This window comes from Nocardia sp. NPDC004711, from assembly GCF_053601595.1.
The window spans coordinates 38,168-56,206 of sequence record NZ_JBSGCB010000031.1; the positions used below are offsets into that span (position 1 = coordinate 38,168).

Sequence of the window (18,039 nt, forward strand, 5' to 3'; positions counted from 1 at the left end):
CGCGCCGCTCCCGCCGCCCGTACGTTCCGGTACTCACCTCCGCACCTGCCCCGGAATGGCCTCGAAGCCGCGCGTTTTCACCGCGCTGGTCATCAGCCCGGCGGGGACTGATCCGGGGTGGTGATCTGGGCGGCGGCTTCGGCGCGGGCGACCCAGTCGAGCCAGGCGCCCGCGCCGCGGCGGGGTTCGCCGTAGCCGTCGGTGGTGCGGACGATGCGGGTGCCGGGCTGTTCGAGCCAGCGGACCAGCAGGCCCGCCTCCTCCGGAAGTGCCCCGCGCAGTGGGGGATAGGCGGGCGCGTCGTCCGGGCCGGGAAGGCGGGGCGGTATGACGGTTTCGGCGGCAGCTGCGAGGCGATCCACCACCGCCATGGGGGAGATGCCGCGCACGGCGGTGCCCGCGGCGGCGAGGCGGGCGTGGCGGATGATCGCGAACTCCCAGCCACCCGCGCCGTCGGGGCGGGCAGCTATCAGTTCCGGGATGGCGGCCAGCGCGACCAGGCGCTGGGTCCGGCGCAGGGCGCGGATCACCGTCACGGTGCGATCCCGCAGCCGGGCTGCGGCCTCGAAATGTTCTGCGGTGGACAGGCTTTCGAGCCGCTCGGCGATCGCGTGCAGCAGGGCGTCGTCGGCGCCCGCGAACAGGGCGCGGACCATGGCCGGAGCTTGCTCGTACTCCTCTATATAGAGGGGGCTGCTGTGGGCGCTCGCGGGGCAACCGCCGACCACCGCCGGCGGGCAATCATGGCGGCCGGTGCGCGGGATGCGGGTGGTGCAGGTGCGCAGGCCCGCCTGCTCGGCGACGGTGGCGGCGATCTCCAGCGCGTCGGCGCGAGAGGTGAACGGGCCCAGCGCGTCCCGGGCCGGGGTGCGCGAGACCGCGAACCGCGGGAACGGCTCGTCGGTCAGCGTCAGCCACCAGGCGCGTTGCGGGAACTTCGATCGCCGGTTGTAGGGCGGGGTGTGGGCGAGCAGCAGCCGCAGCTCCCGCACCCCTGCCTCCAGGCCGTGTGAGCACTCGACATGGTCGACCCGGGTGGCCAGCTGCACCATCTCGCGCATGCGCGGGCGGGTGTCGGAACCGGTGAAGTAGGTGCGGACACGCCGGCGCAGATTCACCGCCGTCCCGATATAGAGGACTTCGTCCGAGGGCCCGCGGAACAGATACACCCCCGGCGTGGCCGGAAGATCCGCTGCCATCACACGTTTCGCGCGTTGGCGGCGTGTCACCTCGGGCAGATAGTCGAGCAGCTCGGTGAGACTCTGCACCCCCTGATTGCCCACCCGGGCGATGAGCGCGTGCAGCACGTCCACCGTGGCGCGGGCATCGTCGAGGGCGCGGTGCGTAGGCCGGGTCTCGGCGCCCAGCAGCTGAGCCAGGTACCAGAGTTTGGCCGAGGGCGCTTCGTCCTTGCCGAGCACCCGCCGCGCCAGCTGGACCGTGCACAGCGTTTGGAAAGCGGGCCAGGGCAATTCGCACCGGGCCGCGGCGGCCTTCAGGAATCCGGTATCGAAGCGGGCATTGTGGGCGACCAGCACCGCACCGCGCGCGAACTCCAGAAACCCGGGCAGCACCTGCTCGATGAGGGGCGCGTCCACCACCATGGCGGTCGTGATCCCGGTGATCTGCACGATCTGCGGGGGAATCGCACAGCCGGGATTCACCAGGGTCGCGAACTCGCCGAGTACCTCGCCGCCGCGCACCTTCACCGCGCCGATCTCGGTGATCGAGTCGCCCTCGGGGCTGGTGCCGGTCGTCTCCAGGTCCACCACCACGAACGTCGTGTCATAGAGCGGGGTTTCGAGCTCGTCGAAGGCCAGCTGTCCGGACACGGACGGGAAGCCTAGGCGCAGGGTCCGACAACCTTTCCCGCCAAGGCGTTCACCGCAGCTCCGGGGGTCGTGACCGTCTCCGAGAACGCGTGATCCGGCACTTTCCGCAGGTCGGGCCGGGAACTTTGGCGAGGTCCGGGGAGTTGCTTCGCGCGACCTGGGGAAAGTCTGAATATGTGGTGGAGATTCTCGAGATGAAATCCTCGAATTGCGGAAATATGCGCGATTGTGACCAGGGTCACTATTATTCGGAAAGCGTATCAATCTCGGGTGTGAGGGTGGTCGGTTCGCACCGGCCTCCGGCGTGTGCCGCCCCGCTGTCCTGCGGTCGGGCGTGTCGCGTTGGCGTGTCGAAATCGCCCAGGTCGGCTGTCATGGCTCTGACCTTGTGTTATGCGTAATTTGTCGAGGTCGGGAGGGCCTCGGGCGAGCGCTGGCTACTCACCGGTAGCTAGTGGTGCGCTCTCCGGAAAATGACCGCTGTTATCGTTTCGTGATTGGTGTGACGTTTATCGCACCGAAATGGGGGCGCGTAACAATTTTGAGTGACGGCCCGGCCGTCTCGGCTTTACAAAGCACCGTTATGGACTCGTAATCTTCCTGAGACCTCGCGGAGTCCGACGCACCACCCGGTGCAGCGTCGCGGGGGAGATTGGAAGTACCTCATCATGGCGACCACCACCGTCAAGCGACAGGTCCGGGGCATGCAGCGCACTGCGCGTCGTGCCGCTGCGGCCGGTGCCGTCGGCGCCGCCGCGGTGAGCGCGCTGCTGCTGCCAGCGACCCCCGCGTCGGCCCAGCCGGTGAACACACCGGTCGGCACCATCGACGTGCCCGACCTGATCCAGCTCCCCGCCGGCATCCCGGGGCTCCCGGAATCCCTCCCGGTGAACATCCCCGCCATCCCCGGCATCATCACCCCGTGGGGCCCGGCCATCCCCGGACCGCGGAGCGGCCCGCGCCAGGCCGCGGTCAACGCCGCCCTGAGCCGCGTCGGCGACCCCTACGTCTACGGCGCCGCCGGCCCGGACGCCTTCGACTGCTCCGGTCTGGTGCAGTGGTCCTACGCGCAGGCCGGAGTCAGCCTGCCGCGCACCAGCTATGAGCAGCTCAATGCCGGCAGCCCGGTGTCGTTCGACGATCTGCAGCCCGGCGACGTGGTGTCGTTCTACGGCGGCAGCCACTCCGGCATCTACGTCGGCGACGGCAATGTGGTGCACGCGTCGACCTCCGGTCAGCCGGTGAAGGTCGCCCCGATCTCCTCGATGCCGTTCACGGGCGCGCGCCGCATCTGATCCGCTGCTCGACCGGGGCGTCTTCCCCGTAGCCGACCGCAGGCGGCCGACCTGTGGAAGAGGCGGTGACCGTGATGATTCCGTGGCCTGCTGGACACAAGCGGTCGCCGTTTCGTAATCTTATCGAGACCTTCTGAACCGGCTCGGGGTAAGAGAACGGGACGACACCAACGGTGGCAGCGCAGCAGCGACATCATCGGACACACAGTCAGCGAACCAGGCGACTGGTGGGTGAAGCCCTCACGGTAGGCGCACTCATGGTCGGCACCTACGGCACCCTGGGCCTCGGATCCGCGACAGCCGATCCGGTCTCCGCACCGGCATCTGCTGGGGAAGCAGTGCAGCGGCTCATCGACCTGTCGCGGCAATCCGAACAGCTCAATCAGCAGGCGCTCGACGCCCAGTCCGATCTGGACACCAAGGCCGCCGCCGCCGGTGTCGCCGACCAGCGGGCCGCCGACGCGGCCGCCACCCTGGACGCGGCCAAGGCGGAAATCCGTCGCTACCAACCGGTCATCGATCGGGCCGCGACCTCCGCGCTGCTCGGCAGCCGCACCAACCGGCTCACTTCGCTACTGGTCAGCAATTCGCCGCAGCAGCTGCTCGACCAGATGTCCATCGTGGACTTCGTGGGCGCGCGCACGAATGATCAACTGGGCCAGTACGAGAAGGCCACCGACGCGGCCTCGGTCGCCGAGGCCGCGGCCCGCGCCGCCGCCGACACCGCGCGCGCCGCCAGCGCCGCCGCCGACGCGGTCCGCCAGGACCTGGAATCCAAACGCGCTGCGCTGCAAGGATCCATGGCGCAGGTGATCGCCGCCTGGGGGCAGCTCTCCGCCGGTGACAAGTCCGCGCTCGCGGGCTCCATGTTCCCGCCCGGCTTCGATCGCGACAGCCTGCTCCGGGGCCTGGTGCCCGGTTCCGGCACCAGCGCGCTGGCCGCGGGACTCACCCGCGTCGGCGATCCGTATGTCTGGGGCGCCACCGGTCCCGACCAGTTCGACTGCTCCGGCCTGGTGCAGTGGGCCTTCCATCAGGTCGGCAAGAGCGTGCCGCGCACCAGCCAGCAGCAGTCCAGCTACGGCACGCCGGTCGACGAGAAGGACCTCCAGCCCGGCGACGTCGTCTTCTTCTACTCTGACATCTCGCATGTGGGTATCTACGCCGGCAACGGATTGATGCTGCACGCTTCCACTTTCGGCGTACCGGTTCAGGTCGCGCCGATGAGCTCCACACCGTTCCATTCGGCGCGCCGGTTCTGAGCTCTCGCGGACCCGGCATGAGTGGTCAGGACCCGGAGGAGGCAGCTTGCGTAACCACGTAGGGTCCCCACTCGTGCCCTATATGCAGCACATGATCACGACGAGGTGGCGATGAGCGCTCTGCGGCAGCTGCGCGGCTGGCTGGCGGCGCGGCGGCGGTTCCAGTTCGTCGCCACCCTGGTCATGGTCAGCACGCTGACCGCGGCCTGCGGGGCGCTGCTCATGCTGCCGAACTCGGTGCTGCCCAAGCTGCGCGCGGTGGTGCCGGGGCAGGACTCGGGTCAGGCCACGGCCTCCGATCCGCAGGTGCCGCTGGTGAAACGGACCATGGAGGGCTACGGCAGGGTGGTCGCCGAGACCACGGCGACCGGGTCGGGGCGGATCGGTGTCGTGCTCGGTCATTCCGGGCAGCGCGCCGATATCGATGTGCTGGCAGGCGAACTCGCGGCAAGCACCGCCGCGGTCACCGCGCTGTGGGGTGCGGACTGGAATCAGGCCCCCGTCGTGGTGGTGGCGTCCAGCGTCTCCGAATTCGCCGCCCTCACCCACGCCGCCGGTGACGTGCCCGCCGAGGTCGCGGCTTCGACCGTCGCCGACCCCTTCCGCCCCGGCGCCCAACTGACGGGCCAGCGCGTGGTTTTCGGCCCCGACGCCGGACGCCGCCTGGGACCCGACGGCCTGCGCTCGGTGTTGCGGCACGAACTCACCCATATGGCCTCGCGCGCGGTCACCGTCGACGGCTCCCCGATGTGGACGCTCGAGGGCTTCGCCGAATATTCCGCCCATCGCAACCTGCGCCGGCCCATCACCGAGATCGCCCCCACCCTCACCACCCGCGCCCGCGCCGGCGACCTCCCCGCCGACCTCCCGCCCGACGCCATGTTCGAGCCCACCAGCGGCCAAGCCTCGTTGGCCTACGAACAGGGCTGGTCCGCCTGCGCTTTCATCGCCGACCGCTACGGCGACCCGAAACTCGTCGCCCTCTACCGCCAACTGGCGTCGGGCCCCAAGGACCGCGCCGCCGTCGACACCGCCCTGCGCGCCACCCTCGGCACCGGCTACCAGGACCTCGTCACCGATTGGCGCGCCTGGCTCGCCACCCGCACCGCCGAAGGCGCGTAGCACTCGGAGGCCAGGGGGGTGCGAGGTTTCGGGGTGGGAGGAGTGCGGGCCCCGGGTGCAGTAGGTTTGAGGGCATGGGGCGAACTCTGCTGGTTACCAATGATTTCCCGCCGCGACCGGGTGGGATTCAGTCGTATCTGCATGCGCTCGCCCGGCAGCTGCCCGCTGACGAGTTGGTGGTGTACGCGCCGCGGTGGCGGGGCGACAGCCACTGGAAGTTCGATGCGCAGCAGCCCTTTCAGGTGGTGCGGCATCCGACGACGCTGATGCTGCCGACACCGCTGGTGGCGCGGCGCGCCAAGAAGCTCATGCGCGACGAGAAGTGCGACCGGGTCTGGTTCGGGGCGGCGGCGCCGCTGGCGCTGCTGTCGCCGCTGCTGCGCCAGGCGGGCGCGGAGCGGATCGTGGCGTCCACGCACGGGCACGAGGTGGGCTGGTCGATGCTGCCGGCGGCGCGGCAGGCGCTGCGGGTCATCGGCGATCACACCGATGTCGTCACCTATGTCAGCAAATACACGCGGCGGCGGTTCTCGTCCGCGTTCGGGGCGCAGGCCGCGCTCGAATACCTGCCCCCCGCCGTGGATTCGGAGGTGTTCAAGCCGGATCCGGCCGCTCGCGCCGAACTGCGGGCCCGCTACGGGCTGGGGGACCGGCCGACCATTCTGTGCCTGTCGCGGCTGGTGCCGCGCAAGGGCCAGGACATGCTGATCACGGCCATGCTCGAGATTCGCAGGCGGGTCGACGGGGCGGTGCTGGTCATCGCCGGCGGCGGGCCGTACGAGCAGAAGCTACGGCAGTTCGCCGAGGTCATGGGCCTCGGCAATGACGTGGTCTTCACCGGACGCGTCCCGTCGGGCGAGCTCGCCGCCCACCACACCATCGCCGACGTGTTCGCCATGCCCTGCCGCACCCGTGGTTTCGGCCTGGACGTCGAGGGCCTGGGCATCGTGTTCCTGGAAGCCTCCGCCACGGGAGTGCCGGTGGTGGCGGGCAATTCCGGCGGCGCGCCCGAAACCGTGCGCGAGGGTGAGACCGGACGGGTGGTGAACGGCCGCTCCGCCGAAGAACTCACCGACGCCATCGTCGACATCCTCTCCGACCGGGACGCCGCCGCTCGCATGGGCGCGGCCGGGCGCGCTTGGGTGCAGCAGCAGTGGCGCTGGGACCTGATGGGCGCGCGACTACAGCAACTGCTGGATCCCGCGGCTCCCCGGTCGGCGCGGGTCTGAGACGATTCCCAACCTGCGCTAGGCTCAGCCCCGTGAGCAGTATCCAGGTTGCCGACCAGACATTCGTCGCCGCGCCGGGCACGGCGGTGGCCGAGGTGCTGGCCGATCGTGCCCGCTGGCGCCGCTGGTGGCCCGACCTGCAGTTGGAGGTCCGGGAAGACCGGGGCGACAAGGGAATTCGCTGGACCGTCAGCGGTGGTGCGGACGGCACCATGGAGGTCTGGCTGGAGCCCATGCTGGACGGCGTCATCATGCACTACTTCATGCACGCTGAACCCCGCGGCGGCATCGGCGGTATGTCCGGACGTGAGCTGCTGGCCCTGAACCGGACTCGCCGCGTCGCGGGCAAGGCCATGTCCTTCGAGATCAAGGCCCGCCTCGAGGCGGGGCGCAAGGCCGGGGTCGCTCCCGCGGCCGCTCACTAGAAAGGAAGCGTTGCCGCCCATGGCCGATCGAACTCAGAGGTCGATCGTGATCGACGCCCCCTCGGATCGAGTGATGGCGGTCATCGCCGACCTGGAGTCGTATCCGGAATGGGTCTCCGCGGCCCGCTCGGTCGAGGTGCTGGACAAATTGCCGGACGGCCGCGCCCGCACCGCCCGCTTCGTGCTGGACGCCGGCGTCGTGAAGGACACCTACACCCTGTCCTACACCTGGCGGCCCGACGGGCGGGCAGTGAGCTGGAGCCTGATCTCGGGTGACCTGCAGAAGGCGCAGGACGGCACCTACGAGTTGATCGCGCTGCCCGACGGCACCACCCAGGTGGTCTACGAACTGACCGTGGATCTGAACATCCCGATGATCGGCATGTTCAAACGCAAAGCGGAGAAGGTCATCACCGACACCGCCCTCAAGGAACTCAAGAAACGGGTCGAAGGCTGACCGCCGGCGGTACCGAACGCTCGCCGCACCCCGCCACCCGCGTCGAGCTGTTCATCGGCAAGGGCGGCGTCGGAAAAACAACCCTGGCCTGCGCCACCGCACTCGCCTACGCCCGCAACGGCCGCCGCGTCCTGCTGGCCTCGCTGGACCAGGCCCACTCCCTCGGCGATGCCCTGGGCTACCGCCTGCGCCACGGCGCGACCCCCGCGGTCGCCACCCTGCCCCTGCCCATGTTCCACAGCCCGGCACCGGCTTTCGCGGACGTCCGCGACCCCGACGCCGAGCCGGCGCTGGATGTCATCGAGGTGGATTCGCTTGCGCTGCTGGAGGATCGGTTCCGGCAGGTGCTGGTCATGGCGTCCGGGGCCGGGCACGAGCACGGATTCGACCTGGGGGCACTGGATCCCGCGGAGCTGACCGGGCTGCCGGGGGTGCAGGAACTACTGGCCATGCTGGAGATCACGCGTTTCGCCAACGACGCGCGGTGGGATGTGATCGTGGTGGACTGCCCGCCGTCGGCGGACATGCTGCGCATCGTCACCGCGCCGGACACCGTGCTCGGTTACCTGGAGCGGGTGTGGCCCGCGCACGCCAGGACGATGGAGGCGATCGGCGCGGACTTCCGCAAGGCGGTGCTCGCGGTGACCGTCGAGCAGATCGTGCAGGCGGTGACGGAAGCCCGTGACCTGCTGGCGGATCAGGCCCGCACCGGCGCCCGCTTGGTGACCGCCGCGGAACTGGTCGCGGTGGCCGAGTCGGCGCGGGTGCGCTCGGCGGCGGCGCTGCTGGGTCTCCGCCTGGACGAGGTGCTGGTGAACAGGGTGCTCCCCGAGATGCCCGCCCCGCCCCCGGTCGAGCCGCCGCATCCGGCGGTGCAGTGGTACTTCAACCGGCGCGGCGAGCAACTCGATGTCGTGGGGGAGCTGCGCAAGCGGTTGCACGGGGTTCCGGTGCAGGTCGTGGCGCATGCGGGAGCCGAACCGGTGGGGATCGGCTCGCTGGCCGCGCTGTCCTACGCGGTGGACGCGAGTGGTAACTGGGTGGGAGGGCGTCCGGTCCCTATGCTTGGCACAGATGCGGACGGTGTGCTGCCCGGCCCCGAGACAAGTACCGCCGCCGAGCCGGTGGTGCGGCTCGAGTCCGGGGCGGGCGTGCACTCGGTGTTCGCGATGCGCATGCATCTGCCGGTGGTCGATTCGTCGACCCTGCGGCTGGGACGAGTGGAGGACGATTTGATCGTGGGAGCGGACGGGGTCCGGCGGCGGTTGCGGCTGGCCCCGGTATTGCGGCGGTGCACGGTCGAGGCCGCCGAGCTCGACGGCGACCACCTGGTGATCCGTTTCCGGCCCGATCCTCAGGTCTGGCCGAAATGACCACCACGCATCACCCGCGTCCCGGCCACCCCGACGAGAATCTCGGCGAATTCGCCGAGGAGCTACGGCTGTTGGCCGAGGCCGTCCTCGAGCGCGTCGAACCGGTGCTGCGCCGCACCGCCGCCGACGGCCGCACCGAATGGTCCAGCTGCAGCTGGTGTCCCGTGTGCGCGGCCGCGGCCATCGTGCGCGGCGAGCACCACGATGTGGTGGCGGCCATCGCCGAACACGGCACCGCCATCGTGACCGTGCTGCGCGAGGCGCTCGCCGGTGTGCCGGTGGATCCGGTGATCCCGCCGGACCTGGATCCTGAATCGCCGGAATATCAAGCCTGGCATCACTTTTCGCACGTCGCCGAAACCGGCTCCGGTGCAGGTGATCTGCCGTTCGCCGACGTGCGCGGCGATGCCGGCCCGGATGTTGAGAGCGAATTCCTCCGTGGTGGAGGGCAATCCGGCGACCTGCACGGTGCGGCGGGCCTCGCTGCGGTGTTCGCGCGTTTCCTCGCCGGTGCGCAGGGCCGTGCGGCGGCCCCGAATCGGTCCCACGCCCACCCGGCCGCCGAGGCGTCGGACGACCCCTTCGGTCCCGGCCCGGGCGCGGCTCGCCGCCCCGGAGGCAGTCACCCGGGTGACTCGGAGGCGGTGCCGCACAACGATTTCCGTACGGACTCCGCCGGCGGACGGGTGGCAGGTGATCAGCCCGCCCCCGACCGTCCTTTCGGCCCGCCGGTCGCGCACCCCGACGCCGAGCCCGGTCCCGCCGGATCCGCGGGACAGCCCGCACCCGCCCGCGATTCGGGCCCGGCCGCCGGTCGCGGCGGTGCGCAGCCCGGTGCCGGCAGGCGGTCCAAGCGCGCCAAGTACGTGCCCATCGACGTGACGATCAAGGCATGACGGGCGGTGAGGACGTGCCGTTGACCGTGGGTATCGATGTGGGCGGCACGAATATTCGGGCGTCGGTGGTGGACGGTGCGGGCGAGGTGCTCGACACCGTGACCGCGCCGACCCCGCATTCCGCCCGCGCCCTCGAGGACGGTCTGGCCCGGGCGGTGCATGACCTGTGTTCCCGCCACGCCATCGGCGCGGTCGGTCTCGCGGTGGCGGGTTTCGTCGACGAGGACCGCGCCACCGTGCGTTTCGCCCCGCACCTGCCGTGGGAGGACGCCCCGGTCGCGCAGCGGCTCACCGACCGCCTCGGCCTGCCGGTGATCCTCGAGCACGATGCGAATGCCGCACTGTGGGCGGAGTATCGATTCGGTGCGGCGGCGGGCGGTCGCAATGTGGTGCTGGTGGCCATCGGCACCGGTATCGGCGCGGCGCTGCTCAGCAACGGCCAGCTGTATCGCGGAAGCTTCGGTGTCGCACCGGAACTCGGGCATCTGCAGGTGGTGCCCAACGGGCGCGCCTGCGCCTGCGGCAAGCGCGGCTGCTGGGAAAGGTATTGCAGCGGAACGGCTCTGGTGGACACCGCGATCGAGCTGCTGGCCACCGATCCGCAGCGCTCCACGGTGCTGGCCCGGGAGTCCGGGCGCGATCCCGGCTCGCTGACCGGTCGCCGGGTGGCGGGCGCGGCGCAGGACGGCGACCCGGTCGCCCTCGACGTGATGGCCGATTTCGCGCGCTGGCTCGGCCTGGGCCTGGCCTTCGTGAGCGACATCTTCGACCCGGATCTGATCGTGGTGGCGGGCGGCGTGAGCAGTTCGGCCCCACTGTTCCTCGACGATGCCCGTGAGCATTACGCGGCCTCCATCACCGGCGCCCGGCACCGCCGGCTGGCCCGCATCCGCACCGCCCAACTGTGTGAGGCCGCCGGCATGATCGGCGCTGCCGAACTGGCCCGCGCAGCGGTGCTTGCCCAGCAGGACCCGGTGTCGGCCCACCGCTGATCACCGCCCGACCGATTCCGCTCGGTCGTCCCGTTGCTCGAAGTAGCAACTGATTTGGTGTCTCGTCACTAGAAGTGACAACTGATTTGGTGCCGGTTGGGGTAACTCGTCGGGTACCCCCAAAATCGGTTCGGCACTTAACCGCCGGCACGGGTGCACGACGGGCAACGGCTCTCGGCTGTCCGCTGAAGGTTCGGGGAGGCGGTGGAGTAGGGTATGCAAGCGAGTGGTGGTGCCCGCAACGAGGCCGGTCCCGGGTATCGAAAACAGGGGAAAGGACGCAATGTTCTACTGGCTGCTGAAGTATGTGTTCCCGGGTCCATGGATGCATCTCGTCAACCGGCCCCACGTTGAGGGCGTCGAGAACATTCCCGCCAAGGGCGCAGCGATTCTGGCCGGCAATCACTTGTCGTTCACCGACTGGCTCTTCACCCCGCTGATGAGCCCGCGCCGCATCACCTATCTGGCCAAGGCCGAATACTTCACCACGCCCGGTCTCAAGGGCCGGTTGCAGAAATGGTTCTTCTCCGGTGCCGGTCAGTACCCGATCGACCGCTCCGGCGCGGACGCCGCGGAGAGCGCCCTCAATACCGCGCGCAAGCTGCTGGACGAGGGTCGCCTGGTGGGCCTGTACCCCGAAGGCACCCGGTCCCCGGACGGCCGCCTCTACAAAGGCAAGACCGGTGTGGCACGCCTCGCCCTGGAGACCGGAGTACCGGTGATCCCGGTTGCCCTGATCGGCACCGACGAGGTGTGCCCGCCCGGTCCGTTCCGCTGGCGGCCGCGCAAGGTCACCGTGAAATTCGGTGAGCCGATCGACTTCTCGCGCTACGAGGGTATGGGCGGCAACCGCTTCGTCGAGCGCGCCGTCACCGACGAGATCATGTACGAGCTCATGCGGATGGGCGATCAGGAATACGTCGACGTGTACGCCGCGAGCCTGAAGAAGGGCGTGCCGTCGGGCAGCCGCCCCGACGCGGACCGCATTCCGGAGACCATGGCGGGCTAGCCTGCCGGACCATCGAGAAGGCCCCGGGAGACCAAGTCTCCCGGGGCCTTTCGCATGCTGATCTCAGACCGCGCGCAGGCGCCGGGCCGCTTCGATGGCCTCGAATTTGGCGAGGTTGTGGCGGGCGTCGGCGAGCGCGTCGTGCGCGTCCTTCGGTACCGGCGGCAGAGGCGGGCGGCCGTGCTGCTCCCAATGCTGGCGCAACTCATTGGTGTAGCGGGGCAGCGCGTTGGGGAGATCGACCATGGAGCCCCACAGCTGGCACAGCGCCACGTGGTCATAGGCGCCGACCCAGGCCCACAGTTCGGGTTCCACGCCGGGGCGGGGGACCAGGAACTTGTAGAGATCGTCGCGGATGCGCTCGCGCGAACGCCACAGCGGCGAGGACGGCGGCGGTAGCTTGGGCAGGACATTGCGGCGGACGAACGGCCCGGCCTTCTCGGGATCGAATTCGGTGGAGACCGCGTAGAACTCGCGTCCGTCCTCGCACACCACCGCGATGGACACGAGGTCGATGACGGTCCCGTCCTCGATGAATTCCGAATCGTAAAAGTACCGCAGTGAGATGGGTCTCTCCTCAGCTCAGGTCCGGGTCGGATGGGCAGATCATCGGGTCCCAGCGTAGGCGGCGAACCGGTGTGGGGAACTCGAGCCCTGGGGGTGGTCCGGTTCACGGAGAGCAATCCGTATTCTGAACTGGTGAACTGGACCGTCGATGTACCGATCGATCGCTTGCCGGAACTTCCGCCGCTGCCCGCCGAGCTCCGTCGGCGTCTCGACGACGCGCTGGCCCGCCCGGCGCTGCAGCAGCCGTCCTGGGATCCAGAGCAGGCCGCCAAGATGCGCACCGTCCTGGAGAGCGTGCCGCCCATCTGCGTGCCCGCCGAGGTCGAGGAGCTGCGCCTGCGCCTGGCCGAGGTGGCCCGCGGCGAGGCGTTCCTCATGCAGGGCGGTGACTGCGCGGAGACCTTCGCCGACAACACCGAGCCGCACATCCGCGGCAATATCCGCACCCTGCTGCAGATGGCCGTGGTGCTCACCTACGGCGCCAGCCTGCCGGTGGTGAAGGTGGCCCGTATCGCGGGTCAGTACGCCAAACCCCGTTCCGCCGACATCGATTCGCTGGGCCTGCGGTCCTACCGCGGTGACATGGTGAACTCGCTGGTCGCGGATGCGGCGCTGCGCGAACACGATCCGTCGCGACTGGTCCGCGCCTACGCGAACGCCTCGGCGGCCATGAACCTGGTGCGGGCGCTCACCTCCGCCGGCATGGCCGACCTGCACAAGGTGCACGACTGGAACCGCGAGTTCGTGAGCCAGTCCCCGGCCGGCGCCCGCTACGAGCAGATGGCCACCGAGATCGATCGCGCGCTGGCCTTCATGAAGGCGTGTCGCGTCAACGATCCCAACCTGTCCAGCGCCCGGCTCTACGCCAGCCACGAGGCGCTGGTGCTCGACTACGAGCGGGCCATGCTGCGTCTGAGCGAGCACCCGGTCTCGGGTGAGCCGGTGCTCTACGACCTGTCGGCGCACTTCCTGTGGATCGGTGAGCGCACCCGGCAGCTCGACGGCGCGCACGTCGCCTTCGCGGAACTGGTGGCCAACCCGATCGGCCTCAAGATCGGCCCGACCACCACGCCCGATCAGGCCGTGGAGTACGTCGAGCGCCTGGACCCCAACAACGAGCCCGGCCGCCTGACCCTGGTCGCGCGGATGGGCAACCAGAAGGTCCGCGACGTGCTGCCCCCGATCATCGAGAAGGTGCAGGCCACCGGCCACCAGGTGATCTGGCAGTGCGACCCCATGCACGGCAACACCCACGAGTCCTCCACCGGCTACAAGACCCGGCACTTCGACCGCATCGTCGACGAGGTGCAGGGCTTCTTCGAGGTGCACCACGCGCTGGGCACCCACCCGGGCGGTCTGCACATCGAGCTCACCGGCGAGAACGTCACCGAGTGCCTCGGCGGCGCGCAGGACATCTCGGACCTCAACCTGGAGGAGCGCTACGAGACCGCCTGCGACCCGCGCCTGAACACCCAGCAGTCGCTGGAGCTGGCCTTCCTGGTAGCGGAGATGCTGCGGTAGCTCCCCCGCCTCTCCGGGACTCGAGCGGGCTCCCCCCGCCTCCCCGGGACCGAGCGGGCTCCTCCGCCTCCCCGGGACTCGAGCGGGCGGCCGGGAGCCGCTGCCGGTTGCGCACCCGTGCCGGCGGCTGGTTGCCGAGCCGATTTTGGCCGTGCCCGGTGAGTTACCCCCACCGGCACGAAATCAGTTGTCGCCCTTCGCAACGAAGTGAAGAACGCTCAGAGCCCGGACCGCGATAGGCGGTCCGGGCTCTTGCTTTACGTATCTCGTCGCTCAAGGCGGCAGCTGATTTCGTACCGGTGGGGGTAACTCGTCGGGTACGCCCAGAAGCGGTTCGGAACCTGACCGCCGGCACGGATGCATTGCCATCAACGGCTCCCCGCCGCCTGCTGGAGGCGCGGGGAGGCGGCTACGGTATCGCTACCAGGGTGATGGTGGAGCCGGGCTGGACGGCGTCGCCGGGTGCGGTGCTCTGCGAGATGACGATCGAGCTGTCGTTGTTGGCGAGCTGCCGGACGGTGACCGAGAGGCCGAGGGCTTGCAGTTTGCTGCGGGCGGTGGAGACGTTGGCGCCCAGCAGGTTCGGCATGTCGATCGCGCTGTTGACGATGAGGACCACGCCACTGCCGGATTCGGTGCTGGTGCCGGTGGCGGGATCGGTGCCGATCACCTGCCCGGATTTGATCTTCGCGTCGTACTGGTCGCGGGTGGAGCTGACGGTGAGTCCGGCCTTCTGCAGGGCCGTCCGGGCCTCGTCCTCGGTCTTGCCCCGCACGTCCGGCACCTTGACCGGCTGGGAACCCTTGCTGCGGTAGACCTTCACCTGGGCATTGGCCGGGAGTACGGTGCCGGGCCCCGGATCCACCTTGGCGACCGTGCCTTTCGGCGCGGTACTGCCCATCTCACCGGCGTCCACCGGCGTCAGTCCGGCGTCTCTGATGGCCTTGTCGACCGAGGTGACGTCCTGTCCGGGCTGGATGTCGGGGACCTTCGGCTTGCCGCTGGAGACCAGCACGGCGACCAATGAGCCCTTGGTGACCCGGGTTCCCGCGGGCGGATCGGTGCCGACCACATTGCCCACCGGAATCATGTCCGAGGCCTTCTGCCGGGTCTCGGTCTTGAAGCCCGCGCCCTGCAGTGTGGAAACGGCCTTCTGGGTGTCCATGCCGGCGATCGACGGCACCGCCGAATATCTGCCGACGCCGAGCCACCAGCCGCCGAGGCCCAGCAGCACCGCCAGCGCGACCACGATGCTCAACCAGATGACGACCTTGCGCCGCGACTTGCCGCGGTCCTCGATCAGGTCCGAGCCGTAGCCGTGGCCGCCCGGCGCTCCGTGCGGCGGCGCGTACTCGGGCTGCGGCTGGTACTCCGGCGGGAGTTCCCGCGCCGCGGTCATCACCCGGGTCTGCTGCGCCTGCGGCTGCATGTGCACGGTCGGCGGGTCCGCGGGTAGCCGGGTGGTGAGATCGGCCGCGCCCGGCAGGGGCCGGGACGGCGGCGAGACCGGTCCGCGTGGTGCGGGGGTGGGCCCGACCCGGTACTTGGCGCTGAGGTGCTCGGCCGATTCGGTGGGCGCGGGCACCCGGTACTCGGGTAGCTGCAGGTCGCGGGCGATGCGGCGCAGGTCGTTCGCCATCTCGGTGGCGTCGGTGTAGCGGTGCATGGGTTCGCGCGCGGTGGCGTGCGCGACCAGCTCGTCGATTTCCGGTGGCACGCCGTTGATCAGGCGGCCCGGGCTGGGCACGTCCTTCTCGACCCGCTGCAGCGCGATCGACAGCGAGTTGTCGCCGGTGAACGGTGTTCGGCCGGTGAGCATTTCGAAGATCAGGATGCCCGCGGAGTAGACGTCGCTGCGGGCATCGGCGGTGCCGCTGGTGACCTGCTCGGGCGAGAGGTAGGCGGCGGTGCCGAGGATCACGCTGTCGGAGGTGATCTTGGCTTCGGCGACCGCGCGCACCAGTCCGAAGTCGGCGATCTTCACCTCGCCGGAGTCGGAGATGAGCACGTTCTCCGGTTTGATGTCGCGGTGCACCAGCCCGGCCGCATGGGCCACGCCGATGGCGTAGAGCACGGGCTCGGCAACGGCCCGCACCGCGTGCGGGGGCATGGGCCCGCGTTCGCGCAGCAGTTCGCGCAGCGTGCCGCCCTCGACCAGTTCCATGATGAGGAACGGATGTTCGCCGTCCACGCCCTGGTCGTAGACCGCGACCAGCGACGGGTGCTTGAGTTTGGCCACGGCCCGCGCCTCGAGCTCGAAGCGGGTGAGGAATTGCGGGTCGCTGGCGAACTTCGGGTCCATCACCTTGATGGCGACCGGTCGATCCAATCTGGTGTCCACCCCCCGGAACACCATGGACATGCCACCACGCGCGATCGGCGCGTCGATGCGGTAGCGCCCTTCCAGCATCTGGCCGATCAAACTGCAACCCTTCCGATTTTCCCGAGTCCGCCCGGTGCGGCTCACCCGATGGTAGTCGCGTCGGGGTGTGATGCGACGGTCGCGACGCGAGAGACTACCGTGGTCGGCGTGAGTGCCTTTCCATGCAGCGAAGACGTCCTGCCGGATTCGGTGACCCTGATCCCGCTGCCCGACGTGGCCGACCAGTTGGGCATGGTGGTCACGCGGGTTCACCAGATGCTGCGCGACCACCAGATCCTCGCCGTCCGCCGGGACGGCGTGGCCGGCATCCCGAAGGAGTTCTTCGACTCCACGGGCGCCGTCGCCAAGCATCTGACCGGTCTGATCACGGTGATGCGCGACGGCAAGTACACCGACGAGGAAATCCTCGAGTGGATCTACACCGAGGACGACAGCCTCCCCGGCCGACCCATCGACGCCATCCACGGCCCGCTGGCCCGTGAGGTCCTGCGCCGCGCCGCGGCCGACCCCTTCTGAGCTCGCCCGCCTCCCGCGGCTCATCCGCCTCTCCGCGCCTTTGCCGGTCGCGGGGAGCCCCCTCACGGAGGTTGCCGGGCCGACGGTAGGGAGCGGGTTGGCTTCTGGGCGTACCCGACGAGTTACCCGCACGGTGCCAAATCAGTTGGCGCCCAGCGATCGGGACACCTGCGGGTCGTGTCGTGTTTCGATCGGCCTGCGGTCAGTTCTGGTTGATGCGCCGGGTAGTGGCAAGTTCCCGCGCCGCGACGCGTAGGCGGCGGTGCTGGGGAACCACTGCGCGGCGGCTGAAGACCGCGTAGTCGGCGCGTTCGATCTCGTCGAGGATACCGCCGTACAGCGTGGCCGCGGTGCGGATGGCCGGGCGCACGCGGGGGCTGAGCAGTTCGATGCCGGGGGTGGCGCGGCGGTAGACGCCGCGATTGACGGCGATCAGGTGGGCCAGCGCGCGTCGTACCCGCGGGTCCGTGCGGCCGGATTCCCGGCAGTGGTGCAGCAGGTCGGCGTCCACGCCGAAGGCCGCCAGTTCGTCGGCGGGCAGATACACCCGCCCGCGGTCGAGGTCCTCGCCGACATCGCGCAGGAAGTTGGTGAGCTGGAAGGCTTCTCCCAGCGCCGCCGCCGCGGGTTCGGCATCGGCCACCGGGACGACCGTGCCCAGCACCGGCAGCAGTTGCAGTCCGATGGCGGCCGCCGAGCCGCGCATGTAGTCGCGCAGGTCGGCCATGGTGGGGTAGCGGTCGCGATACTGCGGCCCGCCGGGGATGTCCATGCGCATGGAGTCCAGGAACACCCAGAAATGTTCGGCGGCAATCGAATACCGGCGGATGGTGTCGGACACCGCGAGCAGCGCCGGGTCCTCGGGCCCGTCGCCCGTGTCGATGGGCGCGTCCACCAGGCGGGCCCGCAGCTCGTGTTCGATCCGATCCAGCCGCGCCGCGGATTCCGCCGCGCGACTGGGCGCGTCGCTCGCGTCGACGATGTCGTCGACCATCCGGGCGAAGGCGTACAGCGCGTGCACGGCCGGTCTTCGCTCCGGTTCCAGCAGCCGGGTGGCCAGGAAGTAGGTGCGGCCGTGGGCCGCCGCGATCCGGCGGCAGTCGCGGTAGGCGCGGTCGAGTCGTCCGGACTGATCCGGCAGTACGGTCTGGTCGGGCACG

General features: G+C 69.8%; 16 protein-coding genes. 12 read left to right on the forward strand and 4 right to left on the reverse strand.

Translation table 11 applies throughout. The features are described from left to right. Nucleotides 1–92 precede the first annotated feature (92 nt). Nucleotides 93–1,832 (reverse strand): DEDD exonuclease domain-containing protein, encoded by a 1,740-nt coding sequence (locus ACWEKS_RS28980; RefSeq protein ID WP_452343011.1) that lies wholly within the window; start codon nt 1,830–1,832, stop codon nt 93–95. A gap of 668 nt (nt 1,833–2,500) precedes the next feature. Between ACWEKS_RS28980 and ACWEKS_RS28985 the strand changes: the two genes are divergently transcribed. The 10 genes from ACWEKS_RS28985 to ACWEKS_RS29030 all read left to right on the forward strand — a co-directional run bounded on the left by ACWEKS_RS28985 (nt 2,501) and on the right by ACWEKS_RS29030 (nt 11,892). Then, nucleotides 2,501–3,127 (forward strand): C40 family peptidase, encoded by a 627-nt coding sequence (locus tag ACWEKS_RS28985; protein ID WP_452343012.1) that lies wholly within the window; start codon nt 2,501–2,503, stop codon nt 3,125–3,127. A 227-nt stretch (nt 3,128–3,354) separates the two neighbouring features. Further along, complete coding sequence (locus ACWEKS_RS28990; protein WP_452343013.1) at nt 3,355–4,389, forward strand: NlpC/P60 family protein; 1,035 nt, start codon at nt 3,355–3,357, stop codon at nt 4,387–4,389. Between the two features lie 111 nt (nt 4,390–4,500). Continuing rightward, a complete protein-coding gene (locus ACWEKS_RS28995) occupies nt 4,501–5,511 on the forward strand; it encodes a peptidase MA family metallohydrolase (RefSeq protein ID WP_452343014.1) in 1,011 nt (336 codons plus the stop codon). A 74-nt stretch (nt 5,512–5,585) separates the two neighbouring features. Continuing rightward, a complete protein-coding gene (locus ACWEKS_RS29000; RefSeq protein WP_452343015.1) occupies nt 5,586–6,740 on the forward strand; it encodes a glycosyltransferase family 4 protein in 1,155 nt (384 codons plus the stop codon). Nucleotides 6,741–6,772: 32 nt separating this feature from the next. After that, nucleotides 6,773–7,165 (forward strand): SRPBCC family protein, encoded by a 393-nt coding sequence (locus ACWEKS_RS29005; protein WP_364616259.1) that lies wholly within the window; start codon nt 6,773–6,775, stop codon nt 7,163–7,165. Nucleotides 7,166–7,184: 19 nt separating this feature from the next. Continuing rightward, complete coding sequence (locus tag ACWEKS_RS29010) at nt 7,185–7,622, forward strand: SRPBCC family protein (RefSeq protein ID WP_452343016.1); 438 nt, start codon at nt 7,185–7,187, stop codon at nt 7,620–7,622. Between the two features lie 47 nt (nt 7,623–7,669). Continuing rightward, on the forward strand, nt 7,670–8,995 hold the full coding sequence (locus ACWEKS_RS29015; RefSeq protein WP_452343064.1) for an ArsA family ATPase: 1,326 nt from the start codon (nt 7,670–7,672) through the stop codon (nt 8,993–8,995). Further along, nucleotides 8,992–9,891, forward strand: coding sequence for a hypothetical protein (locus tag ACWEKS_RS29020; RefSeq protein WP_452343017.1), 900 nt, complete (start codon nt 8,992–8,994; stop codon nt 9,889–9,891). The genes ACWEKS_RS29015 and ACWEKS_RS29020 overlap by 4 nt, the downstream gene beginning before the upstream one ends. After that, the gene (locus ACWEKS_RS29025; RefSeq protein WP_452343018.1) at nt 9,888–10,883 is read left to right on the forward strand and encodes an ROK family glucokinase; all 996 of its coding nucleotides are present in this window, start codon (nt 9,888–9,890) and stop codon (nt 10,881–10,883) included. Before ACWEKS_RS29020 ends, ACWEKS_RS29025 begins: the two co-directional genes overlap by 4 nt. A gap of 283 nt (nt 10,884–11,166) precedes the next feature. Next, nucleotides 11,167–11,892 carry a lysophospholipid acyltransferase family protein gene (locus ACWEKS_RS29030; protein WP_452343019.1) on the forward strand — a complete coding sequence of 242 codons (726 nt, stop codon included), beginning with the start codon at nt 11,167–11,169 and terminating at the stop codon, nt 11,890–11,892. Nucleotides 11,893–11,955: 63 nt separating this feature from the next. Here the strand turns inward: ACWEKS_RS29030 and ACWEKS_RS29035 are convergent, their stop codons facing one another. Beyond that, nucleotides 11,956–12,453 carry a polyadenylate-specific 3'-exoribonuclease AS gene (locus ACWEKS_RS29035; RefSeq protein ID WP_354843238.1) on the reverse strand — a complete coding sequence of 166 codons (498 nt, stop codon included), beginning with the start codon at nt 12,451–12,453 and terminating at the stop codon, nt 11,956–11,958. A 138-nt stretch (nt 12,454–12,591) separates the two neighbouring features. Between ACWEKS_RS29035 and ACWEKS_RS29040 the strand changes: the two genes are divergently transcribed. Continuing rightward, the gene (locus ACWEKS_RS29040; RefSeq protein ID WP_354843080.1) at nt 12,592–13,980 is read left to right on the forward strand and encodes a class II 3-deoxy-7-phosphoheptulonate synthase; all 1,389 of its coding nucleotides are present in this window, start codon (nt 12,592–12,594) and stop codon (nt 13,978–13,980) included. Nucleotides 13,981–14,389: 409 nt separating this feature from the next. Here the strand turns inward: ACWEKS_RS29040 and ACWEKS_RS29045 are convergent, their stop codons facing one another. After that, entirely contained in the window at nt 14,390–16,390 is a 2,001-nt protein-coding gene (locus tag ACWEKS_RS29045; RefSeq protein WP_452343020.1) for a protein kinase domain-containing protein, read from the reverse strand. Nucleotides 16,391–16,510: 120 nt separating this feature from the next. Between ACWEKS_RS29045 and ACWEKS_RS29050 the strand changes: the two genes are divergently transcribed. Then, nucleotides 16,511–16,879 carry an Rv2175c family DNA-binding protein gene (locus ACWEKS_RS29050; RefSeq protein WP_354843075.1) on the forward strand — a complete coding sequence of 123 codons (369 nt, stop codon included), beginning with the start codon at nt 16,511–16,513 and terminating at the stop codon, nt 16,877–16,879. A 202-nt stretch (nt 16,880–17,081) separates the two neighbouring features. Here the strand turns inward: ACWEKS_RS29050 and ACWEKS_RS29055 are convergent, their stop codons facing one another. Continuing rightward, entirely contained in the window at nt 17,082–18,038 is a 957-nt protein-coding gene (locus ACWEKS_RS29055; protein WP_452343021.1) for a phytoene/squalene synthase family protein, read from the reverse strand. Between the last annotated feature and the right edge of the window lies 1 nt (nt 18,039).

What these genes read in the sequence shown, in the direction of transcription:
- ACWEKS_RS28985 (WP_452343012.1), top strand. Translation starts at nt 2,501, where the DNA reads ATGGCGACCACCACCGTCAAGCGACAGGTCCGGGGCATGCAGCGCACT.
- ACWEKS_RS28995 (WP_452343014.1), top strand. Translation starts at nt 4,501, where the DNA reads ATGAGCGCTCTGCGGCAGCTGCGCGGCTGGCTGGCGGCGCGGCGGCGG.
- ACWEKS_RS29000 (WP_452343015.1), top strand. Translation starts at nt 5,586, where the DNA reads ATGGGGCGAACTCTGCTGGTTACCAATGATTTCCCGCCGCGACCGGGT.
- ACWEKS_RS29010 (WP_452343016.1), top strand. Translation starts at nt 7,185, where the DNA reads ATGGCCGATCGAACTCAGAGGTCGATCGTGATCGACGCCCCCTCGGAT.
- ACWEKS_RS29020 (WP_452343017.1), top strand. Translation starts at nt 8,992, where the DNA reads ATGACCACCACGCATCACCCGCGTCCCGGCCACCCCGACGAGAATCTC.
- ACWEKS_RS29025 (WP_452343018.1), top strand. Translation starts at nt 9,888, where the DNA reads ATGACGGGCGGTGAGGACGTGCCGTTGACCGTGGGTATCGATGTGGGC.
- ACWEKS_RS29030 (WP_452343019.1), top strand. Translation starts at nt 11,167, where the DNA reads ATGTTCTACTGGCTGCTGAAGTATGTGTTCCCGGGTCCATGGATGCAT.
- ACWEKS_RS29045 (WP_452343020.1), bottom strand. Translation starts at nt 16,390, where the DNA reads ATGCTGGAAGGGCGCTACCGCATCGACGCGCCGATCGCGCGTGGTGGC.